At 36.8% G+C, this 11,581-nt stretch carries 14 protein-coding genes and 2 pseudogenes; 4 read left to right on the forward strand and 12 right to left on the reverse strand.

Annotated features, from left to right (window positions below; all coding sequences use genetic code 11):
- The 9 genes from mtnK to E1963_RS16490 all read right to left on the reverse strand — a co-directional run bounded on the left by mtnK (position 1) and on the right by E1963_RS16490 (position 6,024).
- A complete protein-coding gene (gene mtnK, locus E1963_RS16450; RefSeq protein WP_132280335.1) occupies positions 1-1,209 on the reverse strand; it encodes an S-methyl-5-thioribose kinase in 1,209 nt (402 codons plus the stop codon).
- A 15-nt stretch (positions 1,210-1,224) separates the two neighbouring features.
- Complete coding sequence (locus tag E1963_RS16455) at positions 1,225-2,424, reverse strand: Na+/H+ antiporter NhaC family protein (RefSeq protein WP_132280338.1); 1,200 nt, start codon at positions 2,422-2,424, stop codon at positions 1,225-1,227.
- A 175-nt stretch (positions 2,425-2,599) separates the two neighbouring features.
- Positions 2,600-2,953: a winged helix-turn-helix domain-containing protein gene (locus E1963_RS16460; RefSeq protein WP_025480781.1), complete on the reverse strand. Its 354-nt coding sequence runs from the start codon at positions 2,951-2,953 to the stop codon at positions 2,600-2,602.
- 44 nt (positions 2,954-2,997) lie between these two features.
- Positions 2,998-3,513 carry an FUSC family protein gene (locus tag E1963_RS16465; protein ID WP_010776687.1) on the reverse strand — a complete coding sequence of 172 codons (516 nt, stop codon included), beginning with the start codon at positions 3,511-3,513 and terminating at the stop codon, positions 2,998-3,000.
- Positions 3,503-4,003 (reverse strand): YbhB/YbcL family Raf kinase inhibitor-like protein, encoded by a 501-nt coding sequence (locus E1963_RS16470; protein WP_132280341.1) that lies wholly within the window; start codon positions 4,001-4,003, stop codon positions 3,503-3,505. Before E1963_RS16470 ends, E1963_RS16465 begins: the two co-directional genes overlap by 11 nt.
- Positions 4,004-4,090: 87 nt before the next feature.
- Complete coding sequence (locus E1963_RS16475; protein ID WP_021364917.1) at positions 4,091-4,456, reverse strand: winged helix-turn-helix transcriptional regulator; 366 nt, start codon at positions 4,454-4,456, stop codon at positions 4,091-4,093.
- The gene (locus tag E1963_RS16480) at positions 4,440-4,991 is read right to left on the reverse strand and encodes a cysteine hydrolase family protein (protein WP_021364918.1); all 552 of its coding nucleotides are present in this window, start codon (positions 4,989-4,991) and stop codon (positions 4,440-4,442) included. Before E1963_RS16480 ends, E1963_RS16475 begins: the two co-directional genes overlap by 17 nt.
- Before the next feature lie 89 nt (positions 4,992-5,080).
- Positions 5,081-5,440, reverse strand: coding sequence for a winged helix-turn-helix transcriptional regulator (locus E1963_RS16485; protein ID WP_010776691.1), 360 nt, complete (start codon positions 5,438-5,440; stop codon positions 5,081-5,083).
- Positions 5,441-5,499: 59 nt separating this feature from the next.
- Positions 5,500-6,024, reverse strand: a complete 525-nt coding sequence (locus E1963_RS16490) for a DUF4865 family protein (RefSeq protein ID WP_021372156.1) — start codon at positions 6,022-6,024, stop codon at positions 5,500-5,502.
- A 118-nt stretch (positions 6,025-6,142) separates the two neighbouring features.
- Here E1963_RS16490 and E1963_RS16495 point away from each other — a divergent pair, with 118 nt between their 5' ends.
- Positions 6,143-6,994 carry a LysR family transcriptional regulator gene (locus E1963_RS16495; protein WP_167482230.1) on the forward strand — a complete coding sequence of 284 codons (852 nt, stop codon included), beginning with the start codon at positions 6,143-6,145 and terminating at the stop codon, positions 6,992-6,994.
- A gap of 40 nt (positions 6,995-7,034) precedes the next feature.
- Here the strand turns inward: E1963_RS16495 and E1963_RS16500 are convergent.
- The 3 genes and pseudogenes from E1963_RS16500 to E1963_RS16505 all read right to left on the reverse strand — a co-directional run.
- A pseudogene (locus tag E1963_RS16500) lies at positions 7,035-7,651 on the reverse strand (conjugal transfer protein); the annotation flags it as partial.
- Positions 7,638-7,712 (reverse strand): annotated as a pseudogene (locus tag E1963_RS23540) (YdcP family protein); the annotation flags it as partial. The pseudogenes E1963_RS16500 and E1963_RS23540, both read right to left, overlap by 14 nt.
- 182 nt (positions 7,713-7,894) lie before the next feature.
- Positions 7,895-8,530 (reverse strand): helix-turn-helix domain-containing protein, encoded by a 636-nt coding sequence (locus tag E1963_RS16505; protein ID WP_132280348.1) that lies wholly within the window; start codon positions 8,528-8,530, stop codon positions 7,895-7,897.
- 494 nt (positions 8,531-9,024) lie between these two features.
- Between E1963_RS16505 and E1963_RS16510 the strand changes: the two genes are divergently transcribed.
- The 3 genes from E1963_RS16510 (at position 9,025) to E1963_RS16520 (ending at position 11,561) form a co-directional block, all read left to right on the forward strand.
- A complete protein-coding gene (locus E1963_RS16510; RefSeq protein ID WP_279230718.1) occupies positions 9,025-10,086 on the forward strand; it encodes a replication initiation factor domain-containing protein in 1,062 nt (353 codons plus the stop codon).
- The gene (locus E1963_RS16515) at positions 10,086-10,289 is read left to right on the forward strand and encodes an excisionase (protein WP_002610247.1); all 204 of its coding nucleotides are present in this window, start codon (positions 10,086-10,088) and stop codon (positions 10,287-10,289) included. Before E1963_RS16510 ends, E1963_RS16515 begins: the two co-directional genes overlap by 1 nt.
- A gap of 78 nt (positions 10,290-10,367) precedes the next feature.
- Positions 10,368-11,561 (forward strand): site-specific integrase, encoded by a 1,194-nt coding sequence (locus E1963_RS16520; RefSeq protein ID WP_132280351.1) that lies wholly within the window; start codon positions 10,368-10,370, stop codon positions 11,559-11,561.
- The last annotated feature ends 20 nt before the right edge of the window (positions 11,562-11,581 follow it).

Raw genomic sequence — 11,581 nt, forward strand, 5'->3', positions numbered from 1 at the left:
CTAATTCTTTAATACATCTGTACCTAATTTTACAACTTCTTTTCCGTTGGTTAATTTTGCTCTTTCTTTGATTAAACGGATACCAATTTCAATTAGATTTCTTTCCATCGGTATTCTCCTGCCCGGGTCTTCTACGTTTGTTACTTCCATAACTTTTGAGTCTCCGACAACTCTGCGGATAACCTCTGTTCCGGCATATCCAAGAGAATCCGCCATTGCTTTTGCAATATAATCTTTTCTGAATCCCTCAGCGGTATAGATAGGAAACTTTACAATCTCTTTGTATTTTTCCTCCATCTTCTGCTGTACTTTATCAACAATCTCTAAAATCGTATTTTTTACCCAATCTAAAAATTGTATATTCTCAGAATCTGTATAATATTTGTTTGCCCATGCAAAGAATAAGTTTCCTATTACATTGCCGATGTCATATCCCATAGGTCCATAGAAAGCAAATTCTGGGTCAATGACTTTCATCCCCTCTTCATTTACAAAGATAGAACCCGAATGCAAATCTCCATGGATAAGTGCCTGTGCATGATTCATAAAATCATCTCTGAGTTTACCTACTTCCGTATGTAATTCCTTATCAGAATACAACTTTTCTTCTACGAATGTCAGATTCTCATCTAAGATAATATTTCGGTTTTTATAATCATCATATGGCTCTGTAAAAACCAAATCCTCTGATATGTCACATAATTCCGGATTGGTAAATAACTTTACCTTTTCTTTCTTCTCTGCCCTGTCCATGACAAGATCTGTAGTAGGAAGGAGTGTATCCACTAAGAATTTTGAAATGTTTTCACTAAAATGAGAAAATGTATTTCCTCCCATTAATTCTTTTCTGAGATTCTTATACGTAGAAATATCTTCCATACATAATACATACATAGCTTTATCATAGTAATAGATTTCCGGTACATATTCCGGTGCATATTTTCCTTCTATTTCAAGAATCTCTGCCTCGATTTTATTCCGGTGCATATCAAGAGGCCTTCCGGATGAACGAAGTACAGTATCAGCCTGCTTAATAATAACGGATTTTCCGCTCTCCGGGTTCCATACTTTAAAAACATAGTTGATGTTTCCGTCTCCTATTTCAATGGCATCCAACTTTTCCTCTTCTGTAAAAAGATTTAAAACCTTTTTTGTATATACCTTTACTGTCTCTGTGTCTAATAAGAAATGTTTAGAATATTTGTTCATTTTAATGCCCGCCTTTTATTTTTCTTTTTTCTTCTTAATGTTCGGACATCCGAGTAAAATAAATATTACTCCGGAGATAATCATCAGGATGGAGTACCATACATATGGCATAATAGTTACCGGAGCGATTCCTGCCAGAGCACCTGCTGTAAGCAGCTGCCCTGCATATGGTGTCAATCCGTTAAAGGCAGAAGAGAATAAATCCAGAATACTTGCTGTTCTTTGTGGTGCAATATCAAATTCTTCTGAAATATCCTTTGCAATCGGTCCGACAGCAATGATAGAAATTGTGTTATTAGTAGTTGCAACATCAACTAAACTTACCAATGCAGCAATGCTCAACTCTGCACCTCTCTTTGTCTTTGTTCCCTTTGACAGTTTTGCAAGCAGCCAATCGATACCTCCAAGATATTTCATAATTGCAACCAGACCACCTACGAAAACAGCGATAACTGCCATATCCTGCATTCCCTTCATACCTTCATGTACAACGGTGAAAGATTCTACTGCGGAAAAATCACCATGGATAACGCCAATAACCATTCCTGATAAAACAGAAATTGTCATGGCCGGAATAACATGTACACCTGCAATAGATAATGCAATAATCAGTACATATGGAATCAGGTTTACAATATTGATATCTCCGCCTGTTGCAATCTTAGCCGCGTCAATCGGATATAATGCAAGAACCACAATAGTAATAATAACAGCCGGAAGTACCATAAGAATGTTTGCTTTGAATTTCTCTTTCATTCCGATATTTTGTGTTGTTGCTGCTGCAATTGTTGTATCAGAGATGAAAGAAAGGTTATCTCCGAACATTGCACCGCCTACAACAATACCACTTACTAATGCAAGACTTACGCCAGTCTTATCTGCAATATTAATTGCGATAGGCATAAGTGCTGATACGGTTCCCATTGAAGTTCCCATTGAGAAACTTAAGATACAACCGATAATAAATAATCCAGGTAAAATCATATTAGCCGGTAAAATAGATATACCGATATTTGTTACTGTATCCGTAGCGTGCATTCCTCCAGCAACACCGTAGAAAGCACCTGCCAGCATATAGATGATAACCATCAGAATCAGTGTCTGCTCACCGCCTCCTCTACAGAACATATTTACCCTTTCTTCAAAAGACATTTTCTCAGCACACGGACTCTTTACAAATAATGCAATAGCTGATGCAAGGAAAATACCAATCATTAATGGAAAATTTTATATCTAATTTGCAATTATCTGCATAAATACTACATTCAAAGCATTTTAAAGTATATGGAAATATTCATTTTACCACGAAATTACCACGATTGAATGAGCCTTGATATGACGATATAAATAAAAACCGTAATTTTATTTACACGCTAATGTATAAAAATAATTACGTTTTTTCTTCGTTGAATTTATAGCCGACACCCCAGACAGTTAGTATGTACTGCGGATTGTCTGGGGACGGTTCTATCTTCTTTCTTAGCTTCCGTATGAATGATGTGAGATTGTTTCCCTCTGGGGCATTGTGGAAGCCCCAGACATTCTCGTATAGTTGGTCTTTCGTAAATACTTGCCCTTTGTGTAACATGAGGAAGTGGAGCAGGTCAAATTCTTTAGCAGTCAGATATATAGACGTTCCCTCTTCGTTGGTAAAGGTACGGGTTAATGGGTCTATATCAAATCCTTTTTTCTGCTGATTAAAAGAAGCAGGGGTGTAAGCAAGTTTAGAGGACAGCCATTCCACCGCTTGTTGGAAAACAGCGTCCTCTTTTTCAGTAAATTCAACAATCAGTATTTTCCCATAGTACCACCTACCTTAAATTTATGAAAGGGGAAAGAGTTTACTGCCAGTGAAATACCAATCCCTAATGAAGTGTCAACAATCCTATTCCATGCGAACCAAATAGGACTTATATCTTTCTCATGTGTTACTGTTACGCATAAGAATACAACGCACGTTAAAAATGTTCCTTTTTTCTGTTTCAACAGTACAGACAGATTGATGATTGGAATCAATAAAATAGATAAAGTCAATTCCCGAAGTATTTCTGGCTGAATGGGCAAAAAAATTCTTTCCATAAGCAAAAAGAGCATTCCAAGTATACCGCCGATAATTGTTGAAAGTTCCCTGTTTTTAGCAACGCTCAAACTGTTTTCCATATCTGGCTGTATGCACAGTATAGACGCAATCACTGCATAAAAAGGAACACTTGAAGCTCTTAAGCTATCTATCAAAAAACAAAGGAACACAGAAAGTACCGTCTTAATTGTCCGTAATCCAACTTTAACAGGCTTACTTTTCATACAACCCTTTTAGTACAGCTTCTTCAAGGATGTGCCCCTCCATTTCTTGATAGAGTTCATTAAGATAAAATCCGTTTTTTAAATCAAGCAGTTTATCAAGGGCAAATACATGAAGCTCATAAATATGTGCTTTATCTGGTGGTGCCATTCCACCATAACAGCTTGCCTGTTCTCTGGTTTGCTGATTCCCCAATATGCTTGTCCAGCTATTCGCACCTTGTATAAAGTCCTTTGCTGTCTGGCTTTCGTTTTCCTTTAATTCACTTCTTGTTAGATTAGCTCCTAACCAATGCACCCATATAAAACCCGTCACTGGATATGCGTCTTTATCTTCCAGTATAAAGGCAAAGGAAACCGTTTTATCTGGTGCATTTTTAATTTTGAACGGAATTGAATACGTTGGCACATCATTTTCATTGAATTGCACTCCATGACTACCATATTTTTTTTCAATAATTCCATTAGAAATTCCTATACTTGAAATATACATAAATTTTCCTCCTTGTATATCGTTTAATTTCAGATATATATTAACAAAGAGGAAGAAAAACGTAAATTACCCACTTTTTTGTAGGTATTAGTCTGGAATCACGTGTTTCTCAGTTAATTCATTTTCCATTCCATTTTTCCTTAAATATTCAATCCCTATATGTTGCATAATTCGTAATGCTTCTAGTATTTGATTTCCCATATCTTCCGTCAAAAAATACTCGACATGAAGTGGATAACCAGAAAATGTTTTTTTATCAACAAATCCATAATCTATAAGTTCCTTTAAATGTTCCAAAAGCATTTTTTGTGTAATTCCATCAATATCATTCTCTAATTTAGATAATGAAGTAGCACCTAATCGTAAGCGCCATAAAATAATTGGCTTCCATTTTCCCTTTATCATATCATGAATTAATTCCAAAGGACATGTATATTCATCTCGTAATTTCATTTGACAAAAACTCCGTGCTTGTAATAACATTAGCAAATTTCTGATTTAAAGAAGCCATAAATATGCTTTGAACTGTATCTGCTGGGATATTGACTCCATTCCATTTTAATTCCTTGGTCGCACAACCATTTGATATTAGTGTAATCTCATAGCCATAATCTTTGGCAGCTCTTATAGTTGTGTCAATACACATATGTGTCATCATTCCACAAACAACCAATTTCGTTACCTCAATCTCTACCAGTTTGTTTTGCAAATTCGTTTCATAAAAACTATTTGGATAATGTTTAACAATAACTGTTTCTGTATCTAATGGTTTAATATCATTATGGATTTGTACACCATTTGTATTTGGATTAAAAAATGTTCCATGGATAGACTCATGGCGAATGTAAATAATTGGCAAGTTTTGCTTTCTAAAAATTTTCAATAAATCTTTTATTGTATTCAACGCAATCTCTGGTTTATACAACTGGCACTTTCCATTAGGAAAATAATCATTCTGCACATCAATAATAAGTAATGCTTTTTTCATACTCTCATATCCTCTCTTAATTCTAATTAAATAATATAAGATAATAGTTTCTAAGTAAATTACTTACTTTTTCGTGTATATGATAGAGTTTAATAACAAATTCCTTTTTCATCAAGGATTTCTGTCATACCATGCTCTACCATGTAATCTATACCAATTTCTTGCATTATCTTAATTGCTGATAGCATCTTTTCTCCCTGTCCAGTTAAAAAGTATTCTACTTTTAGAGGATATCCATCATATGTTTTTTTATCAATTAAGCCAAAGTGTTTTAATTCACGCAGTTGTTCCAATAGCATTTTTTGAGTAATTCCTGCTATACTGTGATGGAGTTCGGAAAAAGAGCATTTTCCATTTCTAAGTTGAAAAATAATTATCGTTTTCCATTTTCCCTTTATAATATCATGAACAAGTTCTAATGGACATGTATAGCTTTCTCTAAGTTTCATTTTATCATCTCCTATGTGAAATATCTTACATGTTTAAGCTCAATATTTCAAAACATATTTTATTGTGACAAATGCAATATTGAATAAATTTTTCCAATAGTCTTTTTAATAGGTCTATCTTTATAGAAATAGTATTCTACATATTTCCATTTGTCTGGATTATATATTAACACTTTACTTGTACAATCATCTTTATCCAATGAAAAATTTATAGCTTTCATTTGTTCCATTGGTGTAATTTCATGTTCAATTTCAAGAGCAAACTTTGACAGATTAAAGTCTTTTCCCAAACAACATGTTATTGGAATACCTATATTTATTTTTTGCCAACCGAATGAACTCAAAATATTATCATAATAACCATCAAAAATGAATTTGTTCATACCTTCATTATTCTTCCATACATATAGTGGAGAATACTCATTACAACTCCTTGAAGAATCTTTTTTTTCAGATATGAGGTATGCTTTAAATATCAAATTCTGAAAGCCATCCGTTCTATGTCCATTATCAGCTACTCGCTGTCTAATCACGTTCATGTCGTAGTTATCTGGTAGTGAAATCTTATATTGCATAGCAATCATTATTTTTTCCTTCTTTCTTTATTCAAATTACAATTTAATTATACATTTTAGTTCGTTATGTGTATAATAGTTGTAAATGATGATAGATATCATTTTAAATAATAATGGAGGTGCTATTATGGAAAGTCTGGAACTTAGAATATTTAGAGAAGTTGCTCATACAAAATCAATATCAAAAACTGCTGAAAGTATGGGGTATGTTCAATCTAATATTACTGCACATATCAAAAAACTGGAAAGCGAATTAAACACGACACTATTCATTCGCCATAGCAAAGGTGTAACCCTCACAAAAGATGGAGAAAAATTACTGTATCAAGCAGAAAAGATAATCTCTTTACTAGATAAGACGTTACAATCTTTTCAGAACAATCCTAAAACTTTAAAAATTGGCACAACACAGACAATAGCTGGTTATTTATTGCCCCAATGTATCATTGAATATCAAAAACAGTTTCCAAATGTGTCATTGTCAGTTTCCACACTAAACCAAGACGAATTAGACCAGAGTCTATCTAATGGACTATTAGATTGTATAATCACTAACAGTACCCACAATATTACACAAGGTAAGCGGATTTTGGAGTTTCAAGAAAATTTAATGCTGGCAACTCCATGCTCCTGCAATTCCATAAATGATATTTTTACATATCCAATTATCATAAATAATATCAAGTCCTGCCCCTACAGAAAAGCTCTTTTGGATTGGTGGAACTTACATCAATCGAAATCACCAATGATAATTGAATTAGATACTGTAGAAGCAATTCTTAATACCGTTGCTATGGGCGGTGGAATATCATTATTACCAAAATATATTTTAGCAGATAAACAAAATATCAATAGCTTCTATATTGAAGATTTGCAATATACATCAATTCATATGTGGATTGCTATGAATAAGCTTCCGTCAGAATATTTTGCTTTAAAGGACATTCTAAAAAAACAATTTAAAATAGATAACAACTAAGGCAGATAACCACGGCACGGTGTATCTGCCTTTTACTATGTTATCCTACAATTTTCCAGTTACTATCCTTATGTAGCACTAGCTCAAACTGTGATACTTGCGTTGCCTTTGTCTGATTGTCTATGAATTTCACGGCAACCTTGACTTTCACATTGTCCCCGTCAGCCGTAAATACGGGATGACTAATTCAGAATAAAGGTCGTCCCTACCGATAGGTTCAAACACATTGCCAGCTACATAGTAAGCAAGTTCTTTTTCCGTTGCCGTAGGGTACAGCTTAAAGAATGTTTCCAAAAATGCCGTAGCGTCCTGCATTGTTTCAGCGTCCACTGTTCCGTCTGTTTCCTGTGCCTTTGGCTCATAGGTTGATTTCTGGCGTGCTGGGGCAAGGGTCGGGTTCTTTGTGATAACCATATTCCTGTCTGCGTCCACATGGACAGTCACGGTATAAGTAGCACTGACCGCTTTCGTCTGGTCGCCCTCCTTTATCTGCTGATCTACTTCGTAGGTAGCAGAAAAAGTGTCCGTTCCCGACTGCTCGATATTCCACACAATCACATCAGTAACGGCAGAGCTGGTCGGTATATCCGTTCTGATAGTATCTACATTCAAGTCCTACAACTCCTTTGTCAGATAACCACTGATTGCCTGCGTTCTGATTGCCTTTATTCTTCAATACAATATCCTCTGCCTTTACATACCAGTCCAACCCTGTACCACAACAAAAATCAGCATACTTTTGTCATTTTTCTTGTGTAAAAATGCGCACTTCTTCTTTTTTCCTCTTGATTACCCACCACAGAAAAGAAAAGCCCTGTCAAGAGCTTGCCACCATTGGTGGTGCTTTGCACTCTTGATTGGGCTTTTTGTTTGCTGTATCTTCTCGCAAGAGGAAAAGGATTACTCGTCCTCATCATCTAAATGGTTATTCCTTAATACTTCTCGTAACAGTTCCATATCTTCTTTTGAGTTAGGGTTTATCATTTTCACAACTTGATAAGGTGTTTTATACTTATGTCCCTCTATGCTTTCCCCAAACATATCCATGCTGTATAAATCATCATAGCGGTTTAGTAGTTTTTGAAACTTCAAATGCTGTATAAATTCTTTGATTGGGTAAAGGTCGGACGTTTCAATGCTTGTTCCGTTGATGTAGTCGGTAATATATTCCCGTAACTTTTCTAATTCATATTCCAGCCATTCTTCCTCGCTGTCAAAGAAATTATCATAGTGTCCATGTTTTAGTTCTGCATTTAGTCGTTCTTCTGTCCGTAGAAATTGGCAGACTTCCTTTTCGGCTTGATTAACATATTTCCATTCTCCCGACAATAATTCATTGGGTGTTACACCCAGCACGTCCATTATCTTTTCCAGCGTATCAAAGGTAGGGTAATTCACACCACGTTCAATCTTGGAAAGGCTCTGCATATTGATACCGATTTTGTCCGCAAGTTCCTGTTGTTTCATTCCTCTGTGTTTTCTTATGGTCTGTATGTTCTCTCCTAAGAAACTGATTTTCTTTATATAACCCTCCATAACTTAGTATAACCGCTCCTTTCGTTGCTTTTCTTGTTATTTATAAGCATATCATACTTAATATATATCTAAAAGTCAATAAAAACTTCTTGACAAGTAATTCTAATGGCGTTATTATCGTATCAGATAGAGTGATTAAGCACGCTAGGGTCAATTACATGCTTGAGTAAGCATAGGAAAGACATATTTTCACTTTGACAGCATGAATAGGCATGGACTATCCGACCGAAAACAGGGTTTCTGACTGGGGCTGTTCCGTTTAGCCACGAGCCTCCCAAAGGCTCGTGAGCGTTAAGAACGGGACAGGCACAGGAAGAAAAAACGCCTTTTGGCGTTCGCAGAGGGCGTATATGTAACACCGCCCTGCGTATACATGTCATAGTACCTAGAAACTGTGATAAATAAAGGAAAAAACACAATTTTTACCCAGCAAAAAACGGGGCATACGAAAGGAGCAATGCACTATAACTACACACACAAATTTATCCGTTAAGATTGATTACATCAGCATTGTATTTGAAACGGCAACCGCTGAAGATGTAATTATGCACATTTTAGATTTACCGACTGACATTTTCAATGTTTATCCAGCAACGATAAAATTCAAGACTTATCAAGCACGCTGGCAGATTGGAGATATTTATGTATCGGGGGACGCAAGAAAGACAGAGGACAACCCACAGGGACTAGGCTGTTATCTTGTTATGACTGGCAGAGGTTGTGATGATATTTTCCGTATTCTCGACAGTAGGAATTATACCTTTGGGGATATGTTCCGACGCTGTGAGCAAAGATACGGACTGGATAACTTCCATTTCACAAGACTTGATATTGCCATTGATGATAAGAACGAAAAGCCATTCTTTACCATAGAACAGATAAAGAAGAAATGCGAAAAAGAGGAATTTATCTCGAATAGTGAGGGCTACCACTTTGACGAAAGCAAGTTTGATGATTTCGACACCGCAAAGACCGTTTATATCGGTGCTGGTAAATCGGGATTGTCCTACCGCTTTTATGATAAAGATAAGGAAGTCTGTTCAAAACATAATAAGACACTTGATGAAGTTGGCAGTTGGAAACGGACAGAAATGCAACTGCGTGATGATAAGGCTCATGCTTTTGCCATGACATTCAAGGACAGACCGCTGGAACTTGGGGAACTGGCTTTCGGGCTATTGGCAAACAACCTACGCTTTGTCGTACCAAACAGAAATGAAAGTAATAAGAGCAGATGGAAAACGTGTCGGTTTTGGGAACGCTTTTTAGGGGCTGTGGAAGTCTTAAAACTGCAAGTACCGAAACTACGTAATTCTCTTGAGGAAACACAGCAATGGCTCACAGAGGGTGGCGTGATTTCCGCTGTGAAAAGTTTTTACTTCTTGGAAGAACATGACGCATTAGGTGGACTGGAAAAAGTGGGAACTATGCTTGATAAGGCAAGATACAGCAATTCCCTTTCCAGTAAACTAACCGCCCACTTACAGAGGATAGACCGCACCGACCTTATCCCCTATATACAGTATGACACGAAACATGGGAAAGGGGGTATCTGATGAATAACAACGATATTCCTGTATGGGAAAAATACACCCTTACCATTGAAGAAGCGTCAAAGTATTTCCGTATCGGAGAAAACAAGTTAAGACGATTGGCAGAGGAAAACAAGGACGCTGGCTGGCTCATTATGAATGGCAACCGCATACAGATTAAACGCCGACAGTTTGAAAAGGTCATTGACAAATTGGACGCAATCTAATGCAAATGAGCCTTGTATGTGTTATGATGAACACAAGTCATGTCAAGGCTCTTTCCAACAAGGAAAGGAGCAGACACCATGAAAGAAAAAAGACGGGATAGCAAAGGACGTATCCTGCATACTGGAGAGAGCCAACGAACAGACGGGAAATACTTATATAAATATGTGGACGCATTTGGAAACACAAAATATGTGTATGCTTGGAGATTGACACCCACAGACCCGACACCAAAGGGAAAACGGGAAAAACCCTCACTTCGTGAACTGGAACAGCAGATAAGACGGGATATTGAGGACGGTATCGACAGCACAGGCAAGAAAATGACGCTTTGCCAACTCTACGCCAAACAGAACGCACAGAGGGCAAATGTGAAGAAAAGCACACAGAAACAACGGGAACAGCTCATGCGGTTATTGAAAGAGGACAAGTTAGGTGCTAGGAGCATTGATACGATAAAACCCTCTGACGCTAAGGAATGGGCGTTACGCATGAAAGACAAAGGCTTTTCCTATAATACCATTAACAACCATAAACGCTCGTTAAAAGCGTCATTCTATATCGCCATACAAGACGATTGTGTAAGGAAAAACCCTTTTGATTTCAAGTTAAGTGAAGTCCTAGAAAATGATACCAAAGAGAAAGTCGCATTGACAGAGGAACAGGAACAAGCCCTACTCTCATTCATCAAGACGGACAACGTGTATCACAAGTATTATGATGATGTGCTGATACTGTTAAAAACAGGACTTCGTATCTCGGAACTGTGCGGACTGACAATCATGGACGTTGATTTTATCCATGAGGTTGTGATTATCGACCACCAGTTATTAAAGAGCAAAGAACAGGGCTATTATATTGAAACACCTAAGACCAAAAGCGGAACAAGGCAAGTGCCATTAAGCAGAGAAACGATACAGGCATTTCAACGGGTTATGAAGAAACGCCCAAAGGCAGAACCATTTGTGATAGACGGAAGGGGCAACTTTCTATTTGTCAATCATAAAGGCAAGCCCAAAGTTGCGATTGATTACAATATGCTTTTTGTCCGTATGGTAAAGAAATACAACAAGCACCATAAGGATAACCCTTTGCCACATATCACGCCACATACACTACGCCATACATTCTGCACAAGATTGGCAAGCAAGAACATGAACCCGAAAGATTTACAGTATATCATGGGGCATTCAAATATCAGTATCACAATGAACTGGTATGCTCATGCGTCCATAGATACCGCAAAATCAGAGGTTCAGCGTCTAATCGCATAAGAAGTATTTACCACGATTTT

The organism is Extibacter muris (assembly GCF_004345005.1).
In the GTDB taxonomy this organism is placed as follows: domain Bacteria; phylum Bacillota; class Clostridia; order Lachnospirales; family Lachnospiraceae; genus Extibacter; species Extibacter muris.